This is a genomic window from Alkalihalophilus lindianensis (genome assembly GCF_032843265.1).
In the GTDB taxonomy this organism is placed as follows: domain Bacteria; phylum Bacillota; class Bacilli; order Bacillales; family Bacillaceae_D; genus Alkalihalophilus; species Alkalihalophilus lindianensis.
Genome location: NZ_JAWJBA010000001.1, coordinates 72,154 through 98,675, shown reverse-complemented (window position 1 = coordinate 98,675; position 26,522 = coordinate 72,154). Strand labels below are relative to the sequence as shown.

Here is a 26,522-nt window from a genome sequence, read left to right as displayed (position 1 = left end):
AAATGACCCATTTTTTTACACATTATCCTCATCGTTAACTTTTTCAGAAAAAAGAAACCCAGCCTTAAGAAGGAAAGAAGAAAGCTTCACCACGCTTTGAGGCTTGTTCTTGTATCGTTTTCATCTGTTATGTATGCCACCTCTTAAACCCACAATTCCTTGCATGGTTGAAGAATAAGTACTTCCCCAAGCGGCCTTCCATATGCGTTTGGAATCTCAAAGCTTACTCCCTTTTTCATTCAGCCTAATCCCTTAACGAATCCACATACTTCTTTCCTTCTACTAAACTAAGTCCTAACTCATCTCTTGCTACCTTCACAGCTTCCACATCTTTTCCTGCTTTTAACAGCGCACGTAGCTCTTCATCAAGTGGAGAGTTGGATACACCAAGCTTTTTAGCAATTCGATCGATCTTAGCCTCCGTTGACTTAACCCGATTGTAGATACTGTTCACAGAGAATAATAGAATCACCACGAAAAATAATAACCATATTTCCATATTGACCCTCCAAAAATACCATTTCACACATTACCAGTTACATGTCATTCTAACATATCATTTCCAGTAGAACTTCCACTTTTTCATCATTTCTCTTGAGTGAAAACAAAAAAAGAGCAACTACTCAAAATAGCAGTTGCTGTGACTCGCCCTTCTTAGCCCTAGATTTTTGAATCTGTACATATATATTCTCCGGTTACCGTTTCCGCTTCCACAAAGCCCCAGAAATACAGAAATTATAAAAAATGGTTACATACACATTCATGTAAACTAATCCTCCCATTCCAAACCTCACTCTGTACAAGGGCTTCAATCGTCTTTAAATGATTGGAGTCACTTACGAGTAATAAAAAAGAGAGCTGTGATACGCTCACGTTCTCTTGCTAAAACCACTGCCTTGGATATTGCCGGTCTTTGAAAAGATTATTATAAAGGACGGATAGCACCACGATTAGTAGCGCACCGATCATAATCGTAAGAAGAAACCCCCATCCGGCTTGTGTGTTGATTGCAACCATTCCACTGGCTGCAGCTGGAGGATGAACCATTTTCAACCCTAGCATTAACAGCAAAATCACGGCTAATGTTATCCCGATTGTAAGGTGATTTCTCCCGAATATATCCCATATCGACAATGCCGCAAGCGTTGAAATAAGATGTCCGCCAAGGATCTGTCGTGGCTGCGAAAAAGGTCCCTCATGCGCTGCAAATACTAGCAAACAACTTGCCCCCATCGGACCTAGCACCATTGGAAAACCTAATAGGACAGCAACCGCACTAATGATTATAATGGCAAGAAAACCACCCGTAGCCGAGATCGCTCCCTCTTTCATTTCAACCTGAGGGATACTCTTTTTCTCACCTTTCATTTTCATGATATATGTATGTATAAACCCATCCAGTGGTGACGACTCTACTTTCTTATCAATCTCTTTTTCCAACATAAATAAGACTCCCCTTTAGCTATGCTCTCCATATGTTTACTATGTCGAACGTTCCCTAATGACTTCTATTGTATAGAAATTTCAATTCGGGTCAAAGGGTGTTTTTCCTCTTTCTAATGTCTTCTAACAAGGTAATGATTTGTTTGTTTTGTTGAACCTGCTCATCCGAATTCACTTTGATTAGCCTGACCCAACGAATAACTAATGCAACAAGCACAATTGGGACTAGATAAAAAACAATTATCGAGCCAATGCCCATATATCACTCACTCCTACCTTTGTTAATAAAGAAAAACATTCACTGTGATAATCGTGACCACAGCAACACTATACAGTAACCAAGCTATTCTCCTATTACCTTCTGTTCCCTCTTTATTTCTAACAATTGAAAGGAACTTATACGTTAAAAATAGTAAAAACATAATTGAGATGAGTAACACTTCATTCATTTATGTAATCCCTCCAATTCATCAAAGCATTTGTATTAAGATAAATGCTTCAACGCTTCTCGTTTACTGAGTGGTTTTAACGAATGTTCCTTTACAAATTGCTTCACCGGTGCTGGACGAGTCTTTGCATATTCACGTAAGGCCCACCCAATCGCCTTTTGAACAAAGAATTCCTCGCTATCTGCTCTTCTTAAAATATACGCAAACAAACGTGATTCATCTGTTTGATCTTTGTATTTCAGTTGAAATAAGATCGCTGACCTCTGCAACCATATGTTGTCATCTTCAATCCACTGTTCAGCAAATGGACCAATCAATTTAGGGTACTTCTGGAACATATACCCGATAATATGGGGAGCGAGTACATCGACTGTATCCCACCATGATTTTTTGATAATAAGCTCTGAAATCCATGTCACATCATTTGGAGTGAGGTCTTTTTTGACCTTTACAAGAATGTCTAGGGCTGCTTGTTGGTATTCACGCTCAGGAAGATTCCAAAGAACAAAGATAAGTTCTTTACGTTCACCTTCTAGTGGCAATCCATACTCTTTCAAAAATTGTAGCGTCACTTTTCTTCGAATCGGAGTTCGGACCCCTAAAGAAGCGAATTGGTTTCTTAAATAATTTCTTGACCATTCAGCGTACTCTCTATCAGTGTGTTCTTCAAACACATCAACAAGCTTTTGAATGTATACATCTAATGGGACATTCATGAGCCAAGATCATCTCCTCTTTTGACAATTTCACTATTCTTTTAAACTATTTAGTAATACATATCCAGCGATCAAGCCTGAGATCATGGGAATTGTTGTAACGTTTGAGCTTAATTGTACAATTTCAAAAGGGAGTGGCAAACCGAAGTAAGTGCAACAATATTCCGACTGCTCATTCCCTCTGAAATCCAATCGCATCTGTCACTATACGGAAGATAAAATAGGATGTGCCGGCTAGCCCTATTATCCCAATAAAAGTCAGTAAAGGCAGACGGTCTGAAAACAGCATTCCGATCACACAAAAGGTAAAAAAGAGGGTGATACCGACTAGATTTTGTTTGAGATCTTTCTTCATACGGGCCTTCACTCCTTTTACGAAAACACCAATGTCATGTTCTGTTCCTTCAAGTGTAACATTGAAAGATGGAAAAAATAAGGAGGAATTAACGAAACAAAAAAAGCTCCTGATCAGATCTCAGGAGCTCTTTCTACTACTCTATATTTCTTTGGTCCAGTTTTCCGCTTCTTCTTTCTTCATTTGTTCTTCTGTTTCTGGCGGATAAGCGATACGGAATTTATGTGAGTCCTGTGGAATCACTTCAACCATTTTCGCAATCATATCTGCTGGGTCAAATTGATCCTCCACCCGACGGTCTTTTTCTCTCATTTCTGTCGCCGGTGAGTAATGGATGTCTTCGTTATACCATTTCCACTTCGCCTCGACAGCGCGGTCATTAAATCCTGTTTCAAATGGGCCAGGATTAATCGTAGCTACTTTTATCCCGAAATACTCCATCTCTTTTTGCAGAGACTTTGCAATCGCTTCTAAGGCATGTTTAGATGCTGCATATAAGCCACTGTATGGACCTGCCATCGTGCCTGCCATGGAGGACATGAACATGATTTTCCCATAACCTTTGCGCACAAATTTCTGTGCCGCTAATTGAGCTGTTTCTAATGTACTAAATACGTTCACTTCAAAGATCTCTCGAAAAATAGACATCGGCACTTCGCCAAGAGGTCCTCCTTCATTAATCGCTGCATTTGCGACAAATATATCAAAGTCATATCGTAACATCCTCGCTCGGTCAGCGGGATTCTTAATATCCATTTTAAACACTTCTAAATGAATTCCTTCATCCTTTGCTGCTTCTCTAAGTGACGTTATCTGAGCATCAAGTTCAACGGTAGCAATCACATGATGTCCTTCTTTTGCGAGACCGATTGCTGTTCCTTTTCCAAGTCCTGTTGCTGCTCCGGTAATCAAAATTGTCTTAGCCAATTTACAAGCCTCCTGTAAGTTGAATGATCATGTAGCCTTTTATTCCCCGAGAAAAATGAGCTAAACATAAAGCAGCAGATAGAGCAGATAGAGCAGATATAAAAACAAGCCTCACCACTGGGATGAGACTTGTACTACCTTACTATTATTCTCCTAAATCAACATTGTGATGAACCTGTTGAACATCCTCTAAATCTTCTAATGTATCCATGATCTTATCGAATTGATCTAATTCATTTGCGGAAAGCTCAACCTCACTTGTAGCGAGCATCGTAATTTCTGCCACCGTAAAATCTTCGACCCCAGCTTGCTTGTATGCTTCTAGGACAGCATGGAATTGAGTTGGATCTGCATACGTGATGACTGCATCGTCTTCTTCTAAAATGTCACGCACATCGACGTCTGCCTCCATTAACAATTCAAGAGCTTCATCTGCCGTTTTGCCTTCCAGACCAACAACAGCCGTTTCTTCAAACATATAAGCAACAGATCCACTGACTCCCATATTCCCACCGTTTTTACTAAATGCTGCGCGCACCTCAGCAGCTGTACGGTTAACGTTGTTTGTTAAGGCATCTACTATGATCATCGACCCGTTTGGACCAAAGCCTTCATAACGTAGTTCGTCATAATTTTCTTCCGAGCCACCCTTTGCTTTCTCAATCGCACGTTCGATGATATGCTTTGGCACATTATAAGTTTTAGCACGCTCTAGAACAAATTTTAATGCCTGGTTCAATTCAGGATCTGGCTCACCTTGCTTTGCCACAACATAAATCTCACGTCCGAATTTCGCATAAATCCGACTTGTATTTTTATCTTTAGCTGCTTTTTTCTCCTTAATATTGTTCCATTTACGACCCATGATGAACACTCACTTTCAATGATTGATTTCTTCTGCTTCTACGTTTCCTATTATACATCATAGGCTCAGAGTTTGAAGGTTTTAACCCCCTCCTCAAAAAAGCACTTCTACGATCTTTTGATAACCAAATCCTTTTAATGGTCTTATGATTCCTTTATTGCTTGTTTAAGCTAGTTGCTCCATCTAATTTATTCCCTCTATCAGCCTCTTAATCGCATTCACAACCACTTCAGGTTCATCGTTTTGTATGTAATGAGCACTATTTTCCGCAAGAATGAATTCGCCCTTTGATGAAAGAGTCGCCATCTCTTTTTGCATGTCATTCCATAGCTCTTGAGCAGATTTTGTGTAATATGCTTTTTTGCCTGCTGAAAGAACGAGTAGAGGGATATGTATTCTTTGTTTGGTTTCTTTGAGCTGCTTTAAGCTTTTGATGACTTCTTCGTAATTGCCTTCGCGCGTAAATTGTTTGGCATAGGCTTGTTGAAACTCTTGTGACATTGTTGGGAGAAAGCGTTCTCTGTAGTCTTCTGGTGTAGCGTCCACTAAGACAAGACCATACACCTCCTCAGGATATTCTGTTGCATATAATCGCATATTTACACCACCAAATGAATGCCCTACTAATAGGTACGGTGGATCTAGATTCATCTGATGAAGAAGTTCGTTTAATTCTTTCACCATCTCCAGACTTGTCCGCTCGTTCGAACTCTTACCGCTTTTTCCAAGACCCGCTCGATCATAAATGAGCACATTCGCAAACGCAGCAACCTCCATGATCATTGACTTCCAAACGGATGAATCATCTCCATACCCAGCATCCATGATCACAGTCGGTTTACCCTGATGCTCCCCCACCAGCTTAGCAAATAAATTCACATCCCTAACCTTTATAACCATCTCTTGCGTCATCTAACACTCCTCCCTTCTAACCCTTTATGGCTAGTTATTGCAATAGCAACGGCCCCATGCCATCTCCTTCGACTGAGAGGTACATATAGAGGGTAAGCAATAGAATAAGTATTGAAATAAAGCTGCTTCCGATTGCATAAAGAGTTAACCAAAAGAAATCACAGTACCCCTTTTTTATCGAATACACTCCGGCAATTAAACTCAATAGCCCAATCAAAAAACACGAGATAAATCCAACAATACTAGGTAGTTCAGCTAGTAAACCTCCAAAAAACAGTACAAAGAAAGTCATTTGTAGAATGGTTCCTACCACACTAGCAGATATAGTTTGAAAGAATGAATGACTCATTTGCGACATCATATCAAGTTTTCCATCCATTTTTCTCCTCTGTACTACGATTCCTTATGACATACTTAATAGTCCGCTCGGCCATCACAATACAAATAACCGGTGTGGGGAAAAGGAAAGAACTAAATTACTTACCCCAAAAAGAACAGCACAGAGTACGATAAAGATAATGGTTTCATAACTTACCCTCTCTCCCACAGGCTCACCTCCATTTATAAATCAAGCGATTCACCACAACCACCCTTGGTAATAAGCTCCTAAGATTCCTCCAACGCCTGCACCAATGACCATCACTATTAATTGGGCTCTCATTTTACTACTCTTTAATTTAAATCTCCCCTTCACACGACTACTACCAATATTATGTCTATGTTTATTTTAACATCATTTTCCAACTGCTCATACAGAAAAAAGCCGTCAACATGACAGCTTCTCTCTTTCATCTATGCTCTCTATTCCCCACGCTTTCTTCTTTCCTTAATACTCTCCCCACCAAGGCCGTAATTCTCCATGTCGATTTCATCAATCACGACAACCGTTGTTTTAGGATTCTTTCCTAACACTTCCTGAAGTAAGGTCGTTGCTCCTTCTATGAGTTGTTGTTTTTGTTCAGTCGTGACGGGTGTTTCTTCTTTTGTAATTTTAATATTAATGTACGGCATGTTTAACATCCTTTCTCCGATATTTTTGATTGCTTTCTATATAACGATACTACCATTATTTGTTTGTTAAGAGCTATACGCTTGATACATCTCACCAATGATCCCTTTTAATTGATGCACACCTAGATCTGTATTTGTCATGACGACCAATCCATGTCCTGCATAAGGAGTGGCCACAAGCATACATTGAAAGCCTACGCCCCAGCCGAGTGATGACATTTCCACTTCCTTTTCTGACCCGTTTAAAAACACACCTAATCCACACCAATCCTTGCCACCTTGGGAAGAAATCATCTCTTTTGCTGCATTTGCAGAAAGACCAAGCTTACTTTCCCCCTGTAGTGCATTCATCAACTCCAGAACTGCACTGGCTAAATCTGAAGATGTTGTCCATAATCCAGATGCTGCGGAATAAGGGTAAACCGGATAGCTGCCATCTACGACCTCCCCTTTCTTGTTGTGACCACAGGAAGCATTCGCTCTGTTTAATTTAGATGGTTTCATCTTATATGTACTATTTGTCATGTCCAGTGGTTTAAATAAGTTTTCTTGCATTAATTCCACAAACGACTTGCCAGTAACATCTTCTAGTAGCTGCTCGATGATACAAAAGCCTGCATCAGAATAGTGAAATTCGCTCTCTGGGCCATACTTCACTTCAATTTGTTCGATACAATAAGGAGTCTTCCCCTCTAATAATTCAACCATTGATGGGATGTCATCAGTAATATTCAACGGGGAGAAGCTACCTTCAGGGTCGATTATTCCAGATTGATGACTGAGCAAGCTCCGTAAAGTAACGGCCTTCACTCCCGTCCATTTATTCAGTGGTACTTTCCATGAGGTTAGCCTTTCGTTCACATCCTCATCCACATCAACTAATCCTTCCTCCGCTAAAATCACCACAAGCATCCCCGTTAAAAACTTGCTAATTGAACAGGCATTAAATAGAGTATTATCGTCTACACATTTAACGCTACCAGCTTCTAACGTTCCATAACTCTCTAAACTGATTACCTGATTAAGAATATTCGCCACACTTACACCAGCTACCTGATAATGCTTCATCCGCTCTTGCAGGTTTATTGTATTAAGCACTCTTTTCTCCCCTTCCAACATCAAGACTCCCTTTCACTATCCAGAAGAGGATTTCCTCCCAAAAATACTCCCTCCAAATTTAACATTATTTTCTATTTTAAACCATATCTATTCTTTCATTAATTATGGAAGAGGATACCCGTACTCCTGCACAAGCTTTGACTAGAGTAAAAAAAACGACATTACTGATATTCTCCGTATAAACTTCATAACAAGTTAAATTTTGTATAAATATAACATTTATGACGAAAGATATTACTAATGATTAAGATTTCCATATAAGGGGTGGTTTAAGATGAATGAAGAAAAAGAAATAAATGAAAACAGTAAAAATGAACAGTTAGAATTATTTAGGAGTGCTGATAATCAAGATAAAATTATGACGACCAATCAGGGATTAAAACTTTCAGAAGATGAATTTTCGCTAACGGCTGGAGAACGCGGTCCTACATTATTGGAAGATTTTCATTTCAGGGAAAAAATGACTCATTTTGACCATGAACGAATTCCGGAACGTGTTGTACATGCCCGCGGGTTTGCCGCTCACGGGGAATTTGAAGTATATGAATCGATGAAATCATTTACAAAGGCTAAATTCTTACAAGATCCAAATGTGAAAACTCCTGTATTTGTTCGTTTTTCAACAGTGGTCGGTTCCCGCGGGTCACTTGATACTCCACGTGATGTGCGCGGTTTTGCAACTAAGTTTTATACCGAGGAAGGGAATTACGATTTGGTAGCGAACAACATTCCGATCTTTTTTATACAAGACGGGATTAAATTCCCAGATTTGGTTCATGCCATTAAACCCGAGCCTCATAATGAAATACCACAAGCAAGTGCTGCTCATGATACATTCTGGGACTGGGTATCGCAGAATCAAGAGTCTGCTAATATGATCATGTGGCTTATGAGTGACCGCGCTATTCCAAGAAGTTTTCGAATGATGGAAGGTTTCGGTGTACACACGTTTCGATTTGTAAATGAAGAAGGCAAAGCTCACTTTGTTAAGTTCCATTGGAAACCTCTATTAGGGACACATTCATTGGTGTGGGACGAAGCACAAAAATTAGGTGGAAAAGACCCTGATTTCATGCGAAAAGATCTATGGGATGCTATCAATATGGGAAATAATGCAGAATTTGAGCTTGGGGTACAAATCCTCGAAGAGAAGGACGAGTTTGCCTTCGATTTTGATGTTTTAGATGCGACAAAAATTTGGCCTGAAGAAGATATTCCAGTTCGTATTATTGGCAAGATGACTTTGAATCGTAACGTTGACAATTTCTTTGCTGAGACAGAACAAGTGGCCTTTCATCCTGGAAATGTAGTACCAGGAATTGACTTCACAAATGACCCACTTCTTCAAACACGGCTGTTCTCATACACAGATACACAACTCCTACGCCTTGGTGGGCCTAACTTTCATGAGATTCCAATTAATCGGCCAGTTTGTCCCTTTTTTAATAATCAGCGTGATGGCTTTCATCGTCAAACGATTAACAAAGGTCAAGTAGCCTATCACAATAATTCACTTGCAAATAATTCACCAAAAACAGTCAGTCCAGCTGAAGGTGGATATGCTCATTATCAAGAAAAAGTCGAAGGACGCAAAATACGTGCTAGAAGTGAAAGTTTTAAAGACCATTTCTCTCAAGCAACTCTATTTTGGAATAGTATGAGTGCAGCTGAAAAGCAACATATTATTGATGCTTTCCGTTTTGAGCTTGGTAAGGTTAAAAGTAAAGATGTACGACAAAATGTTGTCAACATGTTCGCAAATGTTGATTTGGATATGACACAAGCTTTTGCAAAAGCCATTGATGTAGTGGTCCCTACATCTGGCACAACAAATGCAACAAAATCTTCCCCGGCTCTTAGTCAGGAAAACACACTTAAAAAACCCAATACCCGAAAAGCTGTTGTGGTTATTGCAGATGGATTTAATAGTATAAATGTAAAAGCAGTCTTAGAAGTCCTAGAATCAAATGGAGTACATGCAACTATTTTAAGCGACAAACTGGGCCCAATTAAAGCCTTAGACGGTACAGAACTAGAGTCAAAGCATACATTTCTCACAGATGGGTCGGTTGCTTTTGATGCGGTCTATGTAGAAGGAGGAGCAAATGCGAACAAGGAATTTGAAAAAGATGCAAAAATACTTATAAAAGAAGCATACATGCATTATAAACCGATCGCAGTGACGAGCGAAGGACTGCTATGGTTTGAAGCACAGCAACTAGTAAAAGGTCCCGGCATCATTGCAGGAAAAGGACAAACCACTGAATTCGCTACTCAATTTATCGAAGCGATTAGTGCTCATCGTTTTTGGGAGAGACAAGTCGTATAAATAAATTTCGTAATACTCTTTTTAGAGGAATAAATAAGCAAGGGCATATGCCCTTGCTTTGTTTTTTATTTCCTTAATAGAACAGAAAGATTCGTATCGTAAACTTTCATTTTAATGATCCTGATGCCTAGTAATTTAAAAAATACATGTTGCCCTTGAAGACAGCTTCATTTCATTCATTTAAGACTATCACTTTAGCGGCCAGCCTCACCACTTATTCAGTTATACCTAAACACGCTAATGAAATAATCGGCCTCTTTAAAGTTACCGAGGCAAGCGAAGCCATTTTTTGTATAAAACGCTCTTAATTTACCGTTTCCAGCCCAACAGTCTAAATACAGCGATTTATTTACTCTTTCTGCAACATCACACGCAAACTCGGTTATCGAGGAGCCTACATTCCTCCCTTGAAAGGCAGGAATAATCGCAAGTTGTGCTAAATATTTACTCCCTTTATCCACGACTAAATCATTGATTGAATCTATTTCACTCAAACAAAAAGTCCCAATTATTTCTTCATCTCGTACCACCACATATAAGCTCTCAGACTGCTGCTGTTTGAAAAGGGCTTTTTCGTCCCAGGGGTACTCCCATTGAAGAATCCTTCTTTTTTGTAAATCCAAGGTAACCTCATTTAATAGAAGTGCCACTCCCTCTAAGTCCTCTTTCCCTGCTAATCTAATTTCCATCTACTTAACAGCCTTCCAAATCGTCCACCGATCTTTTTCAACGATGTTCAAATCTATGGTTAGGGCATCGTCAATATGGTCAACAAGTGAGGCTAATTCTTTATCATCTAACTCATGTAAAATGCTTCTACCCGTTCTCTCGCTTATGTCTTTAAGTAACTGCTCCTTCTTCTCATAAACGTTTCTTGTTTCCCATAACGTGACCTCTTCGATCTCTTTAAACCCTACATCTTTAAGAGCTTTGATGACTGAAGCGCTAGTATATCTGCGTTTTGTCTCTCTTTCTACTAACTTAGGAAAGCATTCAAAGAAATACCCTCTAATATGAGTTTCTGAACCTGCTAGCAAACAATCCTCTGGAGTTCGATCTTGAATCATATACACTCCATCTTTCTCTAAAACCCGATACCCTTCTTTAAAACAAGCATTTAAGTCTTCAAGATGATGGATCAAAGCCCTTTCAAGTAGGAGCTGATAACAGCCACCTTCTAACCCAGTCTCATATGCCTGCCCATACCTAAAGGACACGTTAGTGTAATCCTTACAGTTTTCTCTTGCACCTTCAAGGTTACTTTCTGAAAAATCAACACCTATTACTCTTTCGACTCCCATATCAGATAGGGCCTTTGAGTATATTCCACCTCCACAACCGACATCAGCTGCATAAGATATCGTTTTGATAGGCAGGAGCTTTTGCACGGTTTCCACCCATGAACGATCAGCTGTTCGAGTCGTATAAGAAAGTTGATTTTCTTTGCTATGAAAATTAATCCCCATATTTCATCCCTCGCTTTCTAACTTATTCACCCGCAAGAAGCACTTCCTAAAATTAAGCTCCGTATACATTAGAAACCTTATTTGATATGAAAAATGCTATAGTTGCAACAGAAACTAGCATTAGTAAGGGAATCGATGAATGATACCCCAAAGCAACTTCTTGCTGTAAACTACTTTCTACGCTTACAAATTCAGGAGTAAAAAAGGTTGTCAAGATCAAGCCTGATATCAATTCAAAAACAATATACAGCACTCCAAAACTAACAATAAACACCAAGTACCTTTTCATTTCACTCTCTCCTATCTTTTACCTCGAATTTGATTTTACCCTTTGTTCTTATTAGACTTTCTGCTTCCTATTCCCATTTCAATCGATCAAACGCATATCCTACATTTATATTTGTTACTGTATTATCAAAATGAGTAAACAAAATCAGCAGGTTGTGATGATGATCCACATACCCGATCTGGTAAATCGTTTGCTCTTTGTCGTTGTAAGTAAAATAATCTTCTCCGTAAACAGATATCACTTGATCAATCGGCATACCTACTTTTATTCCTTTTGCACTTTCGGAAGTAAGATTGTTTTCCAAAAGACCTATTTGGAGAATTTCCTTTTTTTCTCGATCAATACTCATAATCATTCTATCATTCCAGTATTGATCATAATTTCTTTGTGCAGCGTAAAAATCATTGTCAGGATGTGGGTCAAACTTCCCTTGCTCATTGATAAATGATTCATCCGTAATGGAGACACCCAACTTAATGCCGTCAATATTCTCTGTAGTTAAGTCTACTGAATTTACTTCCCTCATTGCATCGTCAATATTTTTAGTACTACAGCCTGTGATAATAATCAGGATACTTGCAAAGATAAGCAATAAACCTGTTTGTTTAAGCGTAAACATCTGTGTCACTCTCTCTCTAAATTAACTTTTCAAGCTGAAATCTTCATTTCCATCAACCAATTACAATCATCGCTTATTTTTTTCACTTTCCTAAAACCACATTTTTCATAGCATTTTATCGCTCGGACATTTGAGATGTTAGGATCTAAAATAATGATGTCTGCATTCTTGTGCTCACTTATGTAATCGATAAACTTACGAACCATGATCCTCCCAATTCCTTTATTAAAGAGATGAGGCTCACCAATGAATTGGTCAATCCCATATACATGATCTCCTGGATGATAGCTATATTCTTTAAACTGTTTTGTGTTCAATTTATAGTATTGCATAAAGGCGATCGTCTCCCTGTTTAATTCAACAATAAAAGGAACGACCGGAACATCGCCATCCACTCTTGGTCCGTATTTCTCCTTAACTTGTTCAAGTGAAAAAGGCGAATGTATATCTCCGTAAAATTCTAGCACCTCTGTTGTACTTAACCATTTCGCCATCACTTCATAGTCGTTATGATTCATCTTTCTAATGGAGATATCGTTAGCACTCATGATGAGGGGCCTCCCTTCGTTATTGGATCCTATTTGAATGTGTAAGGGCTACTCCTCATATCTTCTAAAGGATCTGCTTGTTAAATAGATTTATTGAATGTAACTTTTCTTTTACCAAGTTGTCGATTATCTGCATGAGCACTTTGGGCTCTCGTAATCCTTCATGACTAAGTTTCTCAAGATCGCTTATCTTAATCCACGCACCGTCTGAAATCTCTTCCTCTTGGAGATTCAAATGACCCCCTATTATTTCAGCAGTAAAATGAAAGAGCAGGATTTGATTGTCGGTATGGCTGATAAATTGATAGACACCCGTTGTGGCTTGAAGTCCTACATCATATCCAGTTTCCTCTTTAACTTCCCTACAAGCTGCATGTAGAATGTCTTCACCGTATTCGATGCGTCCACCTGGAAAGTTCCACTTATCCCTAGCAGTCGATTTATTTTCTTTTATCATTAACACTTCATCATCTCTAATGATTGATACACTTACTACTAACACCATACGCGCCATTCGAGTCTCCTTTACTTTCTTGATATATTACCTATTTACATTTCCCCAAAGAGCTAGAACCTCCAGTGCTGGAAAAATTCCCACTAGCAGCACAGATTTTAAATAAACTTTCGATTTCGATAGCAACAGTTTTATACCCCTCGTGATATCTTTCCTGAGTAAAATCAATTAAAGAATCTCATACTAAGAAAAATCCAATGCTATTCATAACCGAAGGAGGGTTTCTTTTGAAAAAAAGACTAATCAATGTAACGCTATTGTTTATGTGCTTTGCTTTGCTCTTTTCAACTACAGAAGCTGGAGCACAAGAAAGGGTTCGTGAACAAAATCAGTGTAGTAGCCAACCTGCAGTTAAATTAAAGGAAGACTTAAGAAAACTCTGGATTGACCATACGATATGGACTCGAAATTATTACGTAAGCGCCCTCGCAGACTTGGAAGATACGGATAAGGTGTTAGCAAGGTTATTGCAAAATCAAGAAGATTTAGGGAATGCCATCAAGCCCTACTATGGAGAGGATGCTGGTAACAAGCTGACTGAGTTGTTAAGAGAGCACATCCTCATAGCTGGAAATATAGTGCAAGCAGCAAAAATCGGTAACCAAGAGGATCTTAAAAAATTTAATACAGAATGGTATAAAAATGCGGATGATATTGCTCAGTTCCTCAGTAGCGCTAATCCAAATTGGACCAATGAGGCATTAAAGGAATTGCTACATATGCATTTACAACTCGTTACAGAAGGTGTGGTAGCAAGAATTCATAAGGATTGGGATGCTGATATAAGTGCATTTGATAAAGGTGAAGACCATATAATCGTGATGGCTGATGCACTTACTCAAGGCATTATCGAGCAATTTCCTGATCAATTTTAAAAAGCCCACTAATTAGTAGCTTTGTTCACTTTGCAATCGAAAAGGTTTAGGTGATACCTAAGCCTTTTTGTATATACATCCAGTAAAATAGGATGAAACAAGGTTGATAAACTAACCATTTATCCACTCACTACTTTATTGAATAACCAAGCAAAACCTCGTCTAACTGGTCAACACCATCCACAATATAGGTTGGTTTTGAATCACTTAATTCTTCATACGAGCCGTAACCATACGTTACTCCGATTGATGAAATGCCCGTTTCCTTCGCTCCAATCACGTCATGCTTTCGATCTCCCACCATGACAAAATCACTTAACTCATATCCCTTATATAATTCGAGAATATACTGAATGATTTCTCCTTTTGTGGATCGGGTTCCATCCAAGTGACTTCCGATAATATGATCAAAATAATGATCAATCTTAAAATACGCTAAAATTCTCTCAGCAAAAACAGTAGGCTTTGAGGTTGCTACGACCAACGAGATGTTTTGTTCCTTTAACGACTTTAGTAGCTCTGGAATATGTGGATACAACTCGTTTTCAAACATTCCAACGTCCTTAAACCTTTCTCGATAATACTCAATCGCCTTTATGGTAGTAGCTTCATCAAAATGACAATATTCAGTAAATGAAAGCTGTAAAGTAGGACCGATAAAGCACTCCAACTGATCCACCTCAGGTACACCCTTCCTCATCTTCTGAAGGGCATATTGAACAGACTTAGTAATTCCAACCTTTGGATCAGAGAGAGTCCCGTCTAAATCGAATAAGACCACTTTATATTTACGCATGTTTGACTCCCTTCAGCTTTATGAATTACCTAATTTAAAAATTCCATCTCATTCCTATTTTAACATACTCTGGTTGATTTAATAGACTTGCACCATCTTTTCGTTCCATTATATAATAGATGTTATATAACATCTATTATATAATGGAGGAGGGAATGTTATGCCACCTAAGCCTAAGTTTTCTAAGGAACAAATCATCGAGGCTGCGTTTCAAATCGCCAAATCTGAAGGACTTGAAAGCATTTCGATTCGTAAAGTAGCCGATAAGATTGGTAGTTCGATCGCGCCTCTTTATGTCAATTTCAAGCATGTCGAGGATTTAAAGAGAGCAGTTGTTAAAAGGATTGCAGCCATTAGCAAAGAAATGGTGCAAGCAGAAAACACAGGACATCCCTTTTATGATATCGGGTTAGCGAGCTTACGGTTTGCGAATGAATATAGCGAGATCTATAAGGACTTCGTGTTGAAGCCTACAAGTTATATGGATGAATTTGATCAAGAGATGGGTTCTGATTTGATTGAGATGATGAAAGAGGATGCGGATCTCGATGGGCTGAATGAGGAAGAGTTAAAGGATCTCTTTCTGAAGATGAGAGTGTTCCAAGCTGGACTTGGTGTAATGATTGCCAACAGGTTGCTTGCGTTTGATGAAAAAAACTTAATCCATATGCTAGAGAGCACAGCCACTGCGTTGATTGCTGCTAAACAATAGAGAAGAAATGAGGAATGGACGTGGACAATCGGATTGTTTTGATTACTGGGGCCAATTCAGGAATCGGAAAAGCTGCTGCTTTACAATTTGCCGAAGCAGGACTCACTGTCTTAATGGCATGCCGAAATAAAAAGTCTGGTCAGCAAGCCTTAACGGAGATTCAGCAGCAATCAGGGAATACTCGAGTGGAGCTTTTCGAGGTGGATATGTCCTCACAAAGGTCCATTCGTGAGTGCTGCAAAGAGCTGAAGAAGCGTTATGATAAGCTCGACATTCTCATTCACAATGCAGCCTATTTTAATCATGGTGAGGGTCATCGTCTTTCAGAGGACAGGATTGAATTCACCTTTGCGACCAATACGGTTGGACCTTTTTACATGACTACTTTATTAAAAGAGCTGCTTTCACGTTCTCCTGATGCAAGAATTCTTCATGCTTCAAGCACGATCATTAAGCATTTCTTCGACCCGAAGCGAACGATTCAGTGGGATCACGTCACAGGGCCCTATAAAGGGGAGAAACCTTATAGTGTTTATCAGCATTATTGCGACTCAAAAATGGCTCTTGTGACGCTAACATTTCTACTAGCAGAGCAGTTGAAAGCTGACAACATCAGCGTGAATGCTTTGCAAATTAATGGAGCAAGAATGTCTAAGGAGACCCTAAGAAAATTCAAGCCTGCATGGAGAGTTGCAGCGATAATACAAAATCTCTACTTCCCTCCTCCTGAAAAAATGGCGGACTGTTACTTCACCATTTGTACCGCAAATGAGTTTAAAGGATTGACCGGCAAGCTATTCAATCATCAGAACAAAGTGATCGAACCAGCACCAGCCAATCCTTCTAAAATAGAAGAAATAAAACAACTGACTACATCCAAATTTCACCCGCGTTATGCTGCTGAGCGAAAAAATCAAGAAGAGGTCCTGAAGAGGTGTAAGGAGCTCATCTTCGGTGCAAATATGATTAATAATGACGAACGTGAATAATTTCTCCCATTTGATCTAAAACTACTTTTTGTTAGCTGATATTCATGGAAAAGAGGCCAACAATGAATATACAAAAATTAGCGAGGAGTGTTTTTATGGGTATATTAAGTGGTAACCCACAAGATGAACCGATGCATTATGGTGAGGTATTTGCTGCTTGGACTAATTTACTTGGAAACAACGGGATGATTGCTGGATATCAAGCACTTACTCATCATGCTGGTGATGGAGATTTAAAGAAGCTTCTAGAAGAAGGAATTCAAGGTCTTCAAAATGAAAACCATCAATTAGAAGAACTTTTAAAAGTGAATGGAATTGGTTTACCTGCAGCTTCCCCTGATCGTCCTTCGGCTAACCTAGAAGATATTCCCGTTGGAGCGCGCTTTACTGATCCAGAAATCAGTGCTACCCTTTCTAAAGATGTAGCAGCTGGCTTAGTAGCTTGTAGCCAAGCAATGGGCCAATCGATTCGAGAAGATATCGCGATGATGTATGGACAGTTCCACCAAGCTAAAGCTCAATTCGGTGCAAAAGTACTTAAACTGAACAAAGAAAAAGGTTGGTTAATTCCACCTCCACTGCATGCAAAAGGTAATGAATAAAGAAAGACTCTAAAGAAAACATCTCAAAGTCTGAAGGGCACTTTTATGCCCTTTTTCCATTCTCACTAAAGCGATACTTATTACCTATATTTACTATTTACGCACAGTCTTTAATCCCATATAATTTAAGAGATACTAGTTCTAAAATCACATTAAGGGGGATCTTGATGATGATTTCACATGAAGAAATGATAATATTCCTCAAGGAAATGTATGTATTAATGAATGAATATAAAAGATGTGAAGAGACTCAGACAAAAGAGCTCATCTATAAGGATATACAACTTTTAGGTGAGATTATTGCATCAGCCCCATGACCGACTGTCGTTTTTAATTGTAGAAGCGTGCCAATCCTACCCCGATTACTATCACTAGAAAAAACAACCCTACCATCATTACGCAAATACTTAGCATAATAATTAGGGGTAGCTGTACTTTTTTCGGTAAAAAACTCGTTACCGGCTCAAAAAATAAAGCCCGGTACGCCTCTGGGTGAATGCTCTCCATAATGAGAAGCAATCCTAAACACGCGATAAAAATGGTTGGTTCGATGAGTTCTGGTGCTATAAAGAAGCCGGCACCTGTTATTACTGTAATAGATAAAGCGGGAAGCGTAGACGGGACTTCACGAAGATCGTTCCAACCCTTTGCATTATCTCTTTCATTTAATATGTACTTCCTCCTTTCGTTTAAAAGCTTTACGCTTCATGTAAGACAACTACCTTCGTTACCCATCACCATAAAATTCTGCAAAGTACAAGAAACCAATCTTCTTCACTAAAAAGTTACTTAACTGACCTTGTGTGCTTTTTTCAATCGGGGGCTCTGTTAATGTATATGCTTTAGCATTCTGCTCTTCAAATGCCTCTTTGTCTACTTCGTTATGGTAGTCATCTTCTACAATTCCAGACGTAACAGCCGCCTTCGGGTAACCTAGAACAAGTACATGCGTCCTAAGAGCGAGGCTTGGGGTGGAATGTAAAAGTAGAAAAATGATAATTAATAAACCTATTAATAAGGCAGGTTTCTTTTTCAAATCACTCTCTCCTCTAGATTATTCTGTGAATCGCTGTGTTCTAAAAAGATGAACGATAAATGAAAGCGAAAATGAAACCATGAGCGCTGAAACCATCATTATAAGAATATATCCTAAAGTAAGCGTGGAAAAATCCGTTAGTAACAAAAGAAAGATGAATGGAATGCCAAACCATTTTGACTTCAATACATGCTTCCAGCCAAACTCTATTCTTGACTCCACTTGTCTTCTTGAAAAAATCAAAGGAGAGAATATAAGTAATAAAAGCGTAAGTGTCAATAACATACTAAGAACATCACCCTGAAAATCTTTCATTCGTGTTCATCACCTCTTTTTATAGATTCTGCAAATGTCTTCTTAATTCCTTTTATTTCGAGCAGCACACTCTACTTATGATAATATGTAATGGCAATTAAATCTTAATTCATCAGGTGTGATTCATATGAGTATAATCGAAAAAGCTTATTCCTTTATTATTTTTTTAGCCGTCGTTCTAGGTATAGCTCTTGGTCAAGTGGGGGGGATTGAACAGCTGGCCGAAATTGTAATTGTGCCGCTATTAGTCGCAATGCTCTACATCACGTTTCTCCAAATCCCCCTAAATGAAATCACAAAAGCGTTTCGAAACATTAAGTTCACCTATACTACCTTGTTGATCAACTTTATTTGGACACCTGTTTTAGCGTGGCTCCTTGCGATGGTCTTCTTAGCAGACAATCCTGCCTTGTACCTCGGATTTATTATGTTAATGGTGACCCCATGTACGGATTGGTATTTAATCTTCACAGGAATCGCAAAAGGAAATGTTGCTTTATCAACCGCCATCTTACCTTTGAACCTCTTTTTGCAAGTGATCTTGTTGCCTGTCTACCTCCTGATCTTCGGGGGAAAAACGGGTGTTATTAACCCTACTTTTTTAATAGAAAGTATTTTTCTAGTCTTACTTGTTCCTCTCGTCTTAGCACTTTTAACCAAAGGAGTGCTCAGAAACAAGCAACATTTATATGATAATCTCATGTCTACTTTTAGCGTGTTGCCGATCCTGTTTTTAAGCCTAGCCATTGTCTCAATGTTTGCTTCACAAGGGCAGGTGCTACTTGCTAACCTAGACTTAATGTGGAAAATGCTTTTACCGATTCTGTTGTTCTTCGTTATAAATTTCATCATCAGTCAACAAGTTGGAAAGCTGATGAAGTTCCCATTTCCTGATCGCGCTAGTCTTAGTTTGACAACGCTCGCTAGAAACTCACCGATCGCCTTAGCAATTGCGATGACCGCTTTTTCAGACCAACCATTAGTCGCCTTAGCTCTGGTCATCGGACCATTACTTGAGTTGCCGATTTTGGCTATTATTACGCAAGTGCTATTGGTGATTAGAAAATAATTAAAGATAGAGAATAAGCGCAATTACAAAAAAGCAGTCAACTTTTTATGTGAGTTAGACTGCTTTTAAGGTGAAGCGACTATTCAGTTAAGATCTCTCTCTACTTCTCCCTATTCTTCTCGCAGCATTCACTTTGTACCTTCACTTCCTCAATGACCACCTTACAACATGATTTTTTTTTCGACTTGGGCTGTAATACTTGAGTTAACTTCTTTAACATTCTAACGCCTCCTTTTAGTAATGATGTTGATACATTTTTGTTTTCATCATTTCTTGATCCTTTTCGATTTGATCATGACGAATGAGTTCTTCTATTTGAGCTTTGGTATGTTGGCAGCACTTGACCATCCAGAGCCCTTTTGACTGTAAGTACCCAATTAATTTTCTCATTTTACCTCGCTCCTTTTTATAATAAGTAAAAGACAAATCCTGAAATCGTTGACATCGTAATAACCGATAAGACAAACACAGCCATAAGTGATTTGTTAAAAATCGTTTTCAATAAAACCAGTTCGGGAAGACTTGCCCCTGCTGAACTAATCATCATTGCCATAACGGGCCCAAGCGCCATCCCATTCATAATAAGAATTTGCGAAATCGGAATCATGCTCGACAACCGAATATATAATGGAATTCCAATAACCGCAGCAATCGGAATCATCCACCAAGCATCTCCACCAAAGTGAGCACTAATAAACTCTGCTGGAACGACACCATGAATAATGGCCCCAATCAATGCGCCAATGATTAAATAAGGATAGACCGACTTCATTAAAGCAAGGGTTTCCTTCCACGCATGCTTAAAGGAAAACATTTTATTTCCTCGTTCATAGCCTCTCATCACTACTTGCTTGACTGACTTTTCAAACCCAAAGAACTCTAAAGACAAGCCGATTAATAGAGATAAGCTTGCTGTTATGACGATATAGATCAATGTGACTTGCCATCCCATGATCACCGTCATAATCGTCAAGATCGTTGGGTCTAATACCGGAGAGGCAAATAAGAAGACCATTACAATTCCGAAGCGGACGCCATTTTTCAGCAAATTGACCACAACAGGAATAGTGGAACAGGAACAAAATGGTGTGATAAAGGCAAAAAATAAAGCGATTCCCCCTCCTAACAACGGATGAGACATTTTTAATTTCTTCTCAATTGCTTCATAGGGAATGTAACTTTGAAATAAATTTAGAAGAAAAGACACCCCAACAAATAAAACCGTTAATTGAAGAGCAATAACAACAAAGCTTTTTAACACTTCAATCATTTCAACCACCTCTTAATATATCAATTTTTTTTGATGTAATATGTAAAGAATAAGTCCAACTTACGATGAAGTAGCTGGACGAAACAGACAACACAGTTGTTCTGATAATAAATGATCAACCGTATCTGTATTGATATGATAATAATTCCATGTACCCTTTTTCGTTTTTTCAATTAGGTCAGCATCAAGTAAAATTTTCAAATGATAAGATAACTTTGATTGCGGTAAATCTAAGAGTTCTGTTAGATCACATACACAACTTGCTCCCTGCTTGCAAAGAATCGAAAGCAAATGCAATCGCTTTTGGTCAGCCAATGCCTTGAAACGCTTCTCATAATAAGAAAAATCCGTTTGTTCATCTGTCAATAATGGAATTGGTAGTTCCATTCTTTCACTCCTTATCCATCAATTTTTTTTGATATACTGATCATAATACCAATCTTAGGAAAAAGCAAGATATTATATCAACTTTTTTTGATGTTCTTCTGTCTTACGGGTGGTTGAGGGGGAGGATGTCGCACATATAAAGGCTATTTGAGGCGTTATGCTCATATATTTAAAATAGCGCACTTATTTCACGTAGCTCGCTCATAAGTAGACTGACCTCACTCATAACAAGAAAAGATCGCTCATATGTGTTGAAATGTTGCACATATGAGCTTTGACTCCACTTTCTGGAAAACTACTCTTCCTCATCCTTCAATAGTTCAGTCAAGAACTTTTCTTTATTTTTGAGAAAGTAGCTTGTGATTTGATAATGGTCCGTGTCTTCATAGTCGACTGTTGAAATATGCTCATTTTCCCCCATAAGACAACCTTTAAATAAAATGGATTAAAAGTTCGTTAAGTTTGGAGGGAGTTATTTTTTGGTGCATTTCCTCTGCTTGTGCCAATGCTCCCAATCAAAATAAATGAATCATACACTTAAAATTCAATGATTTCCTCATACTCCCCTTCAGCAGTGACCCATTGCACCGTTATCGTTACATCTTCCAATGCATCTTTTATCATCTGTTTATCATAATTGGTACCAGTTCCACCACTCCGTCCGAGGGGGAAGACTTTTTGATTTTCTTCATAGGCTTCAAGATTACCTGAAGCATTCATTCCTAGAAAAGAGGGAGCATTGATTTGATAAGATACCGTCTCGATTTCTTCTTCTCCGTTATACTTGATTGACCCTGTATATTCCTTATACTCTTCTGATGCTTTATATTCTATGGTTGAACTCCAAGACTCACTTTCTCCTCTAAGAGTCATATCAGTCACCGAACAACCCACTAGCATGATGAGTAAAAAACCGATTAGCACTAAATGGCTTTTCATCATAGGATTCCCCCTTATACCCCTTTAGAACGCACACTTGGATTGAGCATCTGCATAAGAAACGATGTGCAAAGCCTAACCAAATAATAGAAAATCACAATAAATAGTAAAACGAGCAAACTCGTCACAACCGGCTGATTGAGATCAATATGCAATCCAAGTAGATTCTTTCCAATCAATGGTGCTAAAAAAACAGTGAGAACTAAAGCTATTAGATCATCATATTTTATAGTCTTTTTTATGGAAACCAAACTGACTGATCCCTCCTAATGAATCTTCCTTATTTCCATTTATTTTAACATCATTTTCCATAACACAGTACTCATTTTCAATATATTCCAAATAATGATCCATAATCATTTCATTTAAAATTAAAAATAAAATAACCTTCACTTGCACATAGTAAAGACGAAGTTAGTTGAAAGAGAGGTGGAAACGTCATGTCTAAGCAAGGTGTGCAGAAAAAGGATCAGACAAGAGAGCAAATCGAGAAACAAGATAAACGAAATGACATTGAACTAGGTGATGAATTTCAAGTTGGTAACTCAGCATCACAAAGCCAAAAGAAAAGTGGACGTCAAGCCAATAAGAAATAAATTTGTGTCATTTTAAAGAAAAGGAGAGCTCCATAGAGGCTCTCCTTTTCATTCTTAGCTTTATTTATAAGATCACTCCCGCAAAGTTTCCTGTTAATACTTTTTTCTCATTTTGATTTGTGCAGAGAAACGAAGCCAAGATAGAGGTTCTGTTATTATCTTGCTGATCTAACTGCTCAACTTCACATAGGATCGTTATGATTATGTTCATTTCTTCAACTCCCTGTTCAACGCTCTTTCTCCTGTAACCACCTATTATTTCCCAATCATAACATGTTCAAAATAAGACACCCTACTAAGTAAGGTGGTGATAATATGAAGGATAAAACGATTTTAAATATCATTACAGCACTAGGGCTGAGTGGTTTGTTTTTGCTTTTCAGGAAAAAAGGCGCATTAAAAGATTGGTTTTTGATCTATTTATGTAAAACGTTAGTGTCTACCTTATTGGATGGACCAGTGGTCAATAAAAAATATGTGCAATATCCCCATCGCTACTTTCCTAAAGCATTTGATTCTAACATTATATTTTTGTATGTCTTGTTCCCTTTGTCGTGTGTGATGTACAACCAATTTACTTATAAAATGAAACCTTTAAAAATGATTTTAAGTGTATTCCTATTTAGTGGACCAATGGCACTCATTGAAAATTGGCTCGAGAAGCAAACCAACTTAGTCAGATTCAGAAAAGGTTGGAATGGTTATTATTCGTTTTCTGTTTTTTCATTTACCTTTTGGCTTGTTCGCGGATTTATTGGGTGGATTCGCTTCTTAGATAAAAGACAGAACACGAATGAATAAATTTTGAACTTAGTATCCTTGATAAGTAGCGTTTCATTCAGCTTAGAAGACAAGACTCTCCTCCTCCACAATCTTATGAACGTTCCTACATAATTTTATCTTTAATTGTAAACCTATAAGTAAAGCAACTGGAGGAGGGCTGTATTGTATGGAGAAAGTCATGGATCAAGACCAATTAAAGCTATACGAGAAAATAGAGTCCTTAAAAGAACAGGTCAGTCAAATAGAAATGGAATACTGGACCTTATATTCTGGCTTTGACACATTTGAATTTTGGGTTCTGCTGTTACTATGGTTTATTGCCCCACTAATCATTCTTTACTTTTTCATTGATCGACGAAACATGTTCTTATTAGGCTTTTACGGATTTAACATCCACGTTTGGTTCGGTTATCTAGATACTGCAGGAGATCGAATCGGGCTTTGGGGATACCCTTATGAGCTTGTACCATTTCTCTCAGGAAACATTTCATTAGAAGCTACCTTAGTACCCGTAGCATTTATGTTGGTCTATCAATGGACATTGAATCATCATAAGAATTTTTACCTTTATTCATTTATGCTATCTTTAATTTTAGCGTTCCTATTTAAGCCAATTATCTCCGCACATCATTTTTTCGAACTATACAAGGGTATTACATACTTCCATCTTCTACTATCGTACTGTCTCATTTTTCTATTCTCCAAATTTATTACAAATGTCTTTTTAAAGATGCAAAGGAAATAGGGATAAACACGAAAACACTCAAAAATGGTTTGAGTGTTTTTGTTATAAGCGAGCTCAATGATATTCAGGTGAAAGCGTATCTTGTACTAAAGGAAATCTTACCGTATAAGTGGTTCCCACTCCTTCTTCACTTTCAATGCATTTAGAGCCCCCATGGGAGTTGATGATTTTATCACAAATTAGTAAGCCAAGGCCTGTACCGGCTTTTTTTGTTGTGAAAAATGGTTCATTGATTTTTCTGAGGTCGTCCGCTGAGATCCCGTGGCCATCATCAATCACTTTAACTTCCACATCATCTTCCCTTTTTTTCACTTTAATTTCAATATGTCCATGATTCATGGCTTCAAGTGAATTTTTAATGAGGTTGACAAATAATTGTTTAATTTTCGTTTCCTCACAGTCTACGAGCAAGGGACTGTCATCATAAGTCGTCGTAATTTCAATCCCTTTCATAATCGCCTGCGTTTCTAAAAGCGTTTTGACCTCTTCAATGATCTGATCAATCGCATGGATACTATTCGCTTCTAAATGTGGCTTGGCTAAAATCAGAAACTCATTTGCTATTTGCTCAATACGATCAAGCTCATCATCAATGATTTTATAAAAATGATCTTTCACGAGGCCGGTTTTGATGAGATGATAAAACCCTTTTATCGAAGTGAGTGGATTCTTGATTTCATGAGCAATGCCCGCTGCAATTTGCCCAGCAATATTTAATTTTTCAGAACGAATGAGATGATTTTCGTACTCCTTACTTTGAGTCAAATCGATAAAGGTATGGATACTTGCTTCCTCACCCCCATACCAAGTCGGAATCGATTTCAAACGATACGTTTTCTTTTGACCGGTATGCAAGGTCACATTCACTTCTTTAATGGTCATATCAATATTTGAATGGAGTACCCTCATCCACTCTTTTTCAACCTCTTTATCCTGAATATGCAGGACATCGAAGATCCTTTTATTTTTTTTGAAATCAATCTCTGATAATACTAAATCCTGCATCGCCTCTACATTCGCATAACATAACGTTTCCCCTTTTGTAATGAGAAGTGCTACGGGAATTTCTTGAAGGAGCTTTCTGTATTCTGATCTCTTTCTAGCAATTAATTTATTAGCCTTAGCTAGCCTCTTATTGTTCATGACTAAATTCTCATTTTCAACTTCAATACTAATTAAGCGATTACGCTCTATTTCCGTTAGGTTCTTTAAATGTTTCTCATGGTACATTGTAGAAGTCGAAAAATCATCATCCGTCATAAAATATTCATGCGTTTTTAGCAACTCGATTTGGATATATGCTGCCGTTGTGAGACCATTATAGGCACACACACTGATTAAACCCTTTGTGTTAATAAATAAATCACAATTAATTTCATACATCCTCAATTCTTCGAGCAACTCTTCATGGTTCTCATAGGTTACTTGTCCCCATGTCATCACTCGTTCACCATTCTCTAATAAAGGTCCTACTATTGCGGAAAGTTGTGCAGAGTTTCTACTTGCATCGAACCTGTAATTAGAAAAATAGAATTCTTCGCATTCATAAAAATATATATCCTTAAACGTTTCAGAGGGGTAGAGATCCGATAACTGATTCATTACTTCTTGATAGACACTTTGTTCATCAATAAAGATGATTTTATAGCCATAAGTGAGACCGTAGCTCAAAAAGTCTCTTGCCTGGTTCATGTACTTTTGTTTCTCATTAAAGGAGTAATAGATATGTGCGCCTCTCTTTTCTTTTTGAGTAAACATCTCGTGTATCGAACCCGCTTTCATAATTGACACTCTTTTCATCCTCTCTATTCAATGTCCGTTCCTCATTGCCGCATCATTTATAGGT

The 26,522-nt window shown here is 38.2% G+C and carries 37 protein-coding genes; 10 read left to right on the top strand and 27 right to left on the bottom strand.

Features of this window, described 5'->3' with window-relative positions:
* Positions 1 to 244: 244 nt before the first annotated feature.
* The 12 genes from RYX56_RS00605 to RYX56_RS00550 form a co-directional block, all read right to left on the bottom strand.
* The gene (locus tag RYX56_RS00605) at positions 245 to 499 is read right to left on the bottom strand and encodes a hypothetical protein (protein WP_317120200.1); all 255 of its coding nucleotides are present in this window, start codon (positions 497 to 499) and stop codon (positions 245 to 247) included.
* A gap of 383 nt (positions 500 to 882) precedes the next feature.
* Positions 883 to 1,443, bottom strand: a complete 561-nt coding sequence (locus tag RYX56_RS00600) for an HPP family protein (protein ID WP_317120199.1) — start codon at positions 1,441 to 1,443, stop codon at positions 883 to 885.
* Positions 1,444 to 1,534: 91 nt separating this feature from the next.
* Positions 1,535 to 1,702 (bottom strand): hypothetical protein, encoded by a 168-nt coding sequence (locus RYX56_RS00595; RefSeq protein ID WP_317120198.1) that lies wholly within the window; start codon positions 1,700 to 1,702, stop codon positions 1,535 to 1,537.
* Between the two features lie 22 nt (positions 1,703 to 1,724).
* The gene (locus tag RYX56_RS00590) at positions 1,725 to 1,892 is read right to left on the bottom strand and encodes a hypothetical protein (RefSeq protein WP_317120197.1); all 168 of its coding nucleotides are present in this window, start codon (positions 1,890 to 1,892) and stop codon (positions 1,725 to 1,727) included.
* Between the two features lie 35 nt (positions 1,893 to 1,927).
* Positions 1,928 to 2,608 carry a DNA alkylation repair protein gene (locus RYX56_RS00585; protein ID WP_317120196.1) on the bottom strand — a complete coding sequence of 227 codons (681 nt, stop codon included), beginning with the start codon at positions 2,606 to 2,608 and terminating at the stop codon, positions 1,928 to 1,930.
* Between the two features lie 172 nt (positions 2,609 to 2,780).
* Positions 2,781 to 2,963: a hypothetical protein gene (locus RYX56_RS00580; RefSeq protein ID WP_317120195.1), complete on the bottom strand. Its 183-nt coding sequence runs from the start codon at positions 2,961 to 2,963 to the stop codon at positions 2,781 to 2,783.
* Positions 2,964 to 3,104: 141 nt separating this feature from the next.
* Entirely contained in the window at positions 3,105 to 3,890 is a 786-nt protein-coding gene (locus RYX56_RS00575) for an SDR family oxidoreductase (protein ID WP_317120194.1), read from the bottom strand.
* A 145-nt stretch (positions 3,891 to 4,035) separates the two neighbouring features.
* Complete coding sequence (locus RYX56_RS00570; RefSeq protein WP_317120193.1) at positions 4,036 to 4,755, bottom strand: YebC/PmpR family DNA-binding transcriptional regulator; 720 nt, start codon at positions 4,753 to 4,755, stop codon at positions 4,036 to 4,038.
* Between the two features lie 183 nt (positions 4,756 to 4,938).
* Entirely contained in the window at positions 4,939 to 5,667 is a 729-nt protein-coding gene (locus tag RYX56_RS00565; RefSeq protein WP_317120192.1) for an alpha/beta fold hydrolase, read from the bottom strand.
* Between the two features lie 34 nt (positions 5,668 to 5,701).
* The gene (locus tag RYX56_RS00560; protein WP_317120191.1) at positions 5,702 to 6,046 is read right to left on the bottom strand and encodes a hypothetical protein; all 345 of its coding nucleotides are present in this window, start codon (positions 6,044 to 6,046) and stop codon (positions 5,702 to 5,704) included.
* A gap of 422 nt (positions 6,047 to 6,468) precedes the next feature.
* A complete protein-coding gene (locus RYX56_RS00555; protein ID WP_317120190.1) occupies positions 6,469 to 6,678 on the bottom strand; it encodes a 2-hydroxymuconate tautomerase family protein in 210 nt (69 codons plus the stop codon).
* Positions 6,679 to 6,744: 66 nt separating this feature from the next.
* On the bottom strand, positions 6,745 to 7,797 hold the full coding sequence (locus RYX56_RS00550; RefSeq protein ID WP_439108445.1) for a serine hydrolase domain-containing protein: 1,053 nt from the start codon (positions 7,795 to 7,797) through the stop codon (positions 6,745 to 6,747).
* 274 nt (positions 7,798 to 8,071) lie between these two features.
* Here RYX56_RS00550 and RYX56_RS00545 point away from each other — a divergent pair, with 274 nt between their 5' ends.
* A complete protein-coding gene (locus RYX56_RS00545) occupies positions 8,072 to 10,126 on the top strand; it encodes a catalase (RefSeq protein WP_317120189.1) in 2,055 nt (684 codons plus the stop codon).
* Positions 10,127 to 10,344: 218 nt separating this feature from the next.
* Here the strand turns inward: RYX56_RS00545 and RYX56_RS00540 are convergent, their stop codons facing one another.
* From RYX56_RS00540 to RYX56_RS00515, 6 genes are all read right to left on the bottom strand, one after another.
* The gene (locus RYX56_RS00540; RefSeq protein ID WP_317120188.1) at positions 10,345 to 10,815 is read right to left on the bottom strand and encodes a GNAT family N-acetyltransferase; all 471 of its coding nucleotides are present in this window, start codon (positions 10,813 to 10,815) and stop codon (positions 10,345 to 10,347) included.
* Complete coding sequence (locus RYX56_RS00535; protein WP_317120187.1) at positions 10,816 to 11,592, bottom strand: class I SAM-dependent methyltransferase; 777 nt, start codon at positions 11,590 to 11,592, stop codon at positions 10,816 to 10,818.
* A gap of 52 nt (positions 11,593 to 11,644) precedes the next feature.
* Positions 11,645 to 11,881 (bottom strand): hypothetical protein, encoded by a 237-nt coding sequence (locus RYX56_RS00530; RefSeq protein WP_317120186.1) that lies wholly within the window; start codon positions 11,879 to 11,881, stop codon positions 11,645 to 11,647.
* Positions 11,882 to 11,948: 67 nt separating this feature from the next.
* Entirely contained in the window at positions 11,949 to 12,500 is a 552-nt protein-coding gene (locus RYX56_RS00525; protein ID WP_317120185.1) for a hypothetical protein, read from the bottom strand.
* A gap of 29 nt (positions 12,501 to 12,529) precedes the next feature.
* Positions 12,530 to 13,048 carry a GNAT family N-acetyltransferase gene (locus tag RYX56_RS00520; RefSeq protein WP_317120184.1) on the bottom strand — a complete coding sequence of 173 codons (519 nt, stop codon included), beginning with the start codon at positions 13,046 to 13,048 and terminating at the stop codon, positions 12,530 to 12,532.
* A gap of 64 nt (positions 13,049 to 13,112) precedes the next feature.
* The gene (locus tag RYX56_RS00515; RefSeq protein ID WP_317120183.1) at positions 13,113 to 13,562 is read right to left on the bottom strand and encodes an NUDIX hydrolase; all 450 of its coding nucleotides are present in this window, start codon (positions 13,560 to 13,562) and stop codon (positions 13,113 to 13,115) included.
* A 263-nt stretch (positions 13,563 to 13,825) separates the two neighbouring features.
* Between RYX56_RS00515 and RYX56_RS00510 the strand changes: the two genes are divergently transcribed.
* Entirely contained in the window at positions 13,826 to 14,437 is a 612-nt protein-coding gene (locus RYX56_RS00510; protein WP_317121281.1) for a glycosyltransferase, read from the top strand.
* A 130-nt stretch (positions 14,438 to 14,567) separates the two neighbouring features.
* Here RYX56_RS00510 and RYX56_RS00505 read toward each other — a convergent pair whose 3' ends face one another.
* Complete coding sequence (locus RYX56_RS00505) at positions 14,568 to 15,233, bottom strand: HAD-IA family hydrolase (protein WP_317120182.1); 666 nt, start codon at positions 15,231 to 15,233, stop codon at positions 14,568 to 14,570.
* A gap of 160 nt (positions 15,234 to 15,393) precedes the next feature.
* On the opposite strand from RYX56_RS00505, the gene RYX56_RS00500 reads away from it, so the two are divergent.
* The 4 genes from RYX56_RS00500 to RYX56_RS00485 all read left to right on the top strand — a co-directional run bounded on the left by RYX56_RS00500 (position 15,394) and on the right by RYX56_RS00485 (position 17,853).
* Complete coding sequence (locus RYX56_RS00500; RefSeq protein WP_317120181.1) at positions 15,394 to 15,945, top strand: TetR/AcrR family transcriptional regulator; 552 nt, start codon at positions 15,394 to 15,396, stop codon at positions 15,943 to 15,945.
* Between the two features lie 20 nt (positions 15,946 to 15,965).
* Positions 15,966 to 16,934, top strand: a complete 969-nt coding sequence (locus tag RYX56_RS00495) for an SDR family NAD(P)-dependent oxidoreductase (protein ID WP_317120180.1) — start codon at positions 15,966 to 15,968, stop codon at positions 16,932 to 16,934.
* Between the two features lie 62 nt (positions 16,935 to 16,996).
* A complete protein-coding gene (locus RYX56_RS00490; protein ID WP_317120179.1) occupies positions 16,997 to 17,536 on the top strand; it encodes a DUF3231 family protein in 540 nt (179 codons plus the stop codon).
* Positions 17,537 to 17,703: 167 nt separating this feature from the next.
* The gene (locus tag RYX56_RS00485) at positions 17,704 to 17,853 is read left to right on the top strand and encodes a hypothetical protein (protein WP_317120178.1); all 150 of its coding nucleotides are present in this window, start codon (positions 17,704 to 17,706) and stop codon (positions 17,851 to 17,853) included.
* Positions 17,854 to 18,263: 410 nt separating this feature from the next.
* On the opposite strand, the gene RYX56_RS00480 is transcribed toward RYX56_RS00485, so the two are convergent.
* Complete coding sequence (locus tag RYX56_RS00480; RefSeq protein ID WP_317120177.1) at positions 18,264 to 18,572, bottom strand: YjcN family protein; 309 nt, start codon at positions 18,570 to 18,572, stop codon at positions 18,264 to 18,266.
* 18 nt (positions 18,573 to 18,590) lie between these two features.
* Positions 18,591 to 18,887, bottom strand: a complete 297-nt coding sequence (locus tag RYX56_RS00475; protein WP_317120176.1) for a hypothetical protein — start codon at positions 18,885 to 18,887, stop codon at positions 18,591 to 18,593.
* 127 nt (positions 18,888 to 19,014) lie between these two features.
* On the opposite strand from RYX56_RS00475, the gene RYX56_RS00470 reads away from it, so the two are divergent.
* The gene (locus RYX56_RS00470) at positions 19,015 to 19,956 is read left to right on the top strand and encodes an arsenic resistance protein (protein WP_317120175.1); all 942 of its coding nucleotides are present in this window, start codon (positions 19,015 to 19,017) and stop codon (positions 19,954 to 19,956) included.
* A 234-nt stretch (positions 19,957 to 20,190) separates the two neighbouring features.
* Here the strand turns inward: RYX56_RS00470 and RYX56_RS00465 are convergent, their stop codons facing one another.
* From RYX56_RS00465 to RYX56_RS00450, 4 genes are all read right to left on the bottom strand, one after another.
* Positions 20,191 to 20,346 (bottom strand): hypothetical protein, encoded by a 156-nt coding sequence (locus RYX56_RS00465; RefSeq protein WP_317120174.1) that lies wholly within the window; start codon positions 20,344 to 20,346, stop codon positions 20,191 to 20,193.
* Between the two features lie 16 nt (positions 20,347 to 20,362).
* Positions 20,363 to 21,226 carry a permease gene (locus RYX56_RS00460; protein WP_317120173.1) on the bottom strand — a complete coding sequence of 288 codons (864 nt, stop codon included), beginning with the start codon at positions 21,224 to 21,226 and terminating at the stop codon, positions 20,363 to 20,365.
* Between the two features lie 60 nt (positions 21,227 to 21,286).
* Positions 21,287 to 21,613: an ArsR/SmtB family transcription factor gene (locus RYX56_RS00455; RefSeq protein ID WP_317120172.1), complete on the bottom strand. Its 327-nt coding sequence runs from the start codon at positions 21,611 to 21,613 to the stop codon at positions 21,287 to 21,289.
* 537 nt (positions 21,614 to 22,150) lie between these two features.
* A complete protein-coding gene (locus RYX56_RS00450) occupies positions 22,151 to 22,555 on the bottom strand; it encodes a hypothetical protein (protein ID WP_317120171.1) in 405 nt (134 codons plus the stop codon).
* A gap of 437 nt (positions 22,556 to 22,992) precedes the next feature.
* Between RYX56_RS00450 and RYX56_RS00445 the strand changes: the two genes are divergently transcribed.
* Complete coding sequence (locus RYX56_RS00445; RefSeq protein WP_317120170.1) at positions 22,993 to 23,148, top strand: hypothetical protein; 156 nt, start codon at positions 22,993 to 22,995, stop codon at positions 23,146 to 23,148.
* A gap of 64 nt (positions 23,149 to 23,212) precedes the next feature.
* On the opposite strand, the gene RYX56_RS00440 is transcribed toward RYX56_RS00445, so the two are convergent.
* Positions 23,213 to 23,359 (bottom strand): hypothetical protein, encoded by a 147-nt coding sequence (locus RYX56_RS00440; RefSeq protein WP_439108444.1) that lies wholly within the window; start codon positions 23,357 to 23,359, stop codon positions 23,213 to 23,215.
* 104 nt (positions 23,360 to 23,463) lie between these two features.
* Between RYX56_RS00440 and RYX56_RS00435 the strand changes: the two genes are divergently transcribed.
* Together RYX56_RS00435 and RYX56_RS00430 are read left to right on the top strand one after the other, a co-directional pair.
* Entirely contained in the window at positions 23,464 to 23,949 is a 486-nt protein-coding gene (locus tag RYX56_RS00435) for a CBO0543 family protein (RefSeq protein ID WP_317120169.1), read from the top strand.
* Positions 23,950 to 24,097: 148 nt separating this feature from the next.
* Entirely contained in the window at positions 24,098 to 24,676 is a 579-nt protein-coding gene (locus RYX56_RS00430; RefSeq protein ID WP_317120168.1) for a CBO0543 family protein, read from the top strand.
* A 54-nt stretch (positions 24,677 to 24,730) separates the two neighbouring features.
* On the opposite strand, the gene RYX56_RS00425 is transcribed toward RYX56_RS00430, so the two are convergent.
* The gene (locus tag RYX56_RS00425; protein ID WP_317121280.1) at positions 24,731 to 26,458 is read right to left on the bottom strand and encodes an ATP-binding protein; all 1,728 of its coding nucleotides are present in this window, start codon (positions 26,456 to 26,458) and stop codon (positions 24,731 to 24,733) included.
* Positions 26,459 to 26,522: the final 64 nt, after the last annotated feature.

What these genes read in the sequence shown, in the direction of transcription:
- RYX56_RS00590 (WP_317120197.1), bottom strand. Translation starts at nt 1,892, where the DNA reads ATGAATGAAGTGTTACTCATCTCAATTATGTTTTTACTATTTTTAACG.
- RYX56_RS00520 (WP_317120184.1), bottom strand. Translation starts at nt 13,048, where the DNA reads ATGAGTGCTAACGATATCTCCATTAGAAAGATGAATCATAACGACTAT.
- RYX56_RS00550 (WP_439108445.1), bottom strand. Translation starts at nt 7,797, where the DNA reads ATGTTGGAAGGGGAGAAAAGAGTGCTTAATACAATAAACCTGCAAGAG.
- RYX56_RS00585 (WP_317120196.1), bottom strand. Translation starts at nt 2,608, where the DNA reads ATGAATGTCCCATTAGATGTATACATTCAAAAGCTTGTTGATGTGTTT.
- RYX56_RS00500 (WP_317120181.1), top strand. Translation starts at nt 15,394, where the DNA reads ATGCCACCTAAGCCTAAGTTTTCTAAGGAACAAATCATCGAGGCTGCG.
- RYX56_RS00460 (WP_317120173.1), bottom strand. Translation starts at nt 21,226, where the DNA reads ATGATTGAAGTGTTAAAAAGCTTTGTTGTTATTGCTCTTCAATTAACG.
- RYX56_RS00445 (WP_317120170.1), top strand. Translation starts at nt 22,993, where the DNA reads ATGTCTAAGCAAGGTGTGCAGAAAAAGGATCAGACAAGAGAGCAAATC.
- RYX56_RS00505 (WP_317120182.1), bottom strand. Translation starts at nt 15,233, where the DNA reads ATGCGTAAATATAAAGTGGTCTTATTCGATTTAGACGGGACTCTCTCT.
- RYX56_RS00555 (WP_317120190.1), bottom strand. Translation starts at nt 6,678, where the DNA reads ATGCCGTACATTAATATTAAAATTACAAAAGAAGAAACACCCGTCACG.
- RYX56_RS00430 (WP_317120168.1), top strand. Translation starts at nt 24,098, where the DNA reads ATGGAGAAAGTCATGGATCAAGACCAATTAAAGCTATACGAGAAAATA.
- RYX56_RS00440 (WP_439108444.1), bottom strand. Translation starts at nt 23,359, where the DNA reads ATGAACATAATCATAACGATCCTATGTGAAGTTGAGCAGTTAGATCAG.
- RYX56_RS00600 (WP_317120199.1), bottom strand. Translation starts at nt 1,443, where the DNA reads ATGTTGGAAAAAGAGATTGATAAGAAAGTAGAGTCGTCACCACTGGAT.
- RYX56_RS00465 (WP_317120174.1), bottom strand. Translation starts at nt 20,346, where the DNA reads ATGAGAAAATTAATTGGGTACTTACAGTCAAAAGGGCTCTGGATGGTC.
- RYX56_RS00475 (WP_317120176.1), bottom strand. Translation starts at nt 18,887, where the DNA reads ATGAAAGATTTTCAGGGTGATGTTCTTAGTATGTTATTGACACTTACG.
- RYX56_RS00560 (WP_317120191.1), bottom strand. Translation starts at nt 6,046, where the DNA reads ATGGATGGAAAACTTGATATGATGTCGCAAATGAGTCATTCATTCTTT.
- RYX56_RS00540 (WP_317120188.1), bottom strand. Translation starts at nt 10,815, where the DNA reads ATGGAAATTAGATTAGCAGGGAAAGAGGACTTAGAGGGAGTGGCACTT.
- RYX56_RS00515 (WP_317120183.1), bottom strand. Translation starts at nt 13,562, where the DNA reads ATGGCGCGTATGGTGTTAGTAGTAAGTGTATCAATCATTAGAGATGAT.
- RYX56_RS00525 (WP_317120185.1), bottom strand. Translation starts at nt 12,500, where the DNA reads ATGTTTACGCTTAAACAAACAGGTTTATTGCTTATCTTTGCAAGTATC.
- RYX56_RS00490 (WP_317120179.1), top strand. Translation starts at nt 16,997, where the DNA reads ATGAATATACAAAAATTAGCGAGGAGTGTTTTTATGGGTATATTAAGT.
- RYX56_RS00605 (WP_317120200.1), bottom strand. Translation starts at nt 499, where the DNA reads ATGGAAATATGGTTATTATTTTTCGTGGTGATTCTATTATTCTCTGTG.
- RYX56_RS00455 (WP_317120172.1), bottom strand. Translation starts at nt 21,613, where the DNA reads ATGGAACTACCAATTCCATTATTGACAGATGAACAAACGGATTTTTCT.
- RYX56_RS00595 (WP_317120198.1), bottom strand. Translation starts at nt 1,702, where the DNA reads ATGGGCATTGGCTCGATAATTGTTTTTTATCTAGTCCCAATTGTGCTT.
- RYX56_RS00565 (WP_317120192.1), bottom strand. Translation starts at nt 5,667, where the DNA reads ATGACGCAAGAGATGGTTATAAAGGTTAGGGATGTGAATTTATTTGCT.
- RYX56_RS00510 (WP_317121281.1), top strand. Translation starts at nt 13,826, where the DNA reads ATGTGCTTTGCTTTGCTCTTTTCAACTACAGAAGCTGGAGCACAAGAA.
- RYX56_RS00570 (WP_317120193.1), bottom strand. Translation starts at nt 4,755, where the DNA reads ATGGGTCGTAAATGGAACAATATTAAGGAGAAAAAAGCAGCTAAAGAT.
- RYX56_RS00435 (WP_317120169.1), top strand. Translation starts at nt 23,464, where the DNA reads ATGAAGGATAAAACGATTTTAAATATCATTACAGCACTAGGGCTGAGT.
- RYX56_RS00530 (WP_317120186.1), bottom strand. Translation starts at nt 11,881, where the DNA reads ATGAAAAGGTACTTGGTGTTTATTGTTAGTTTTGGAGTGCTGTATATT.
- RYX56_RS00535 (WP_317120187.1), bottom strand. Translation starts at nt 11,592, where the DNA reads ATGGGGATTAATTTTCATAGCAAAGAAAATCAACTTTCTTATACGACT.
- RYX56_RS00580 (WP_317120195.1), bottom strand. Translation starts at nt 2,963, where the DNA reads ATGAAGAAAGATCTCAAACAAAATCTAGTCGGTATCACCCTCTTTTTT.
- RYX56_RS00470 (WP_317120175.1), top strand. Translation starts at nt 19,015, where the DNA reads ATGAGTATAATCGAAAAAGCTTATTCCTTTATTATTTTTTTAGCCGTC.
- RYX56_RS00545 (WP_317120189.1), top strand. Translation starts at nt 8,072, where the DNA reads ATGAATGAAGAAAAAGAAATAAATGAAAACAGTAAAAATGAACAGTTA.
- RYX56_RS00485 (WP_317120178.1), top strand. Translation starts at nt 17,704, where the DNA reads ATGATGATTTCACATGAAGAAATGATAATATTCCTCAAGGAAATGTAT.
- RYX56_RS00425 (WP_317121280.1), bottom strand. Translation starts at nt 26,458, where the DNA reads ATGAAAGCGGGTTCGATACACGAGATGTTTACTCAAAAAGAAAAGAGA.
- RYX56_RS00450 (WP_317120171.1), bottom strand. Translation starts at nt 22,555, where the DNA reads ATGATGAAAAGCCATTTAGTGCTAATCGGTTTTTTACTCATCATGCTA.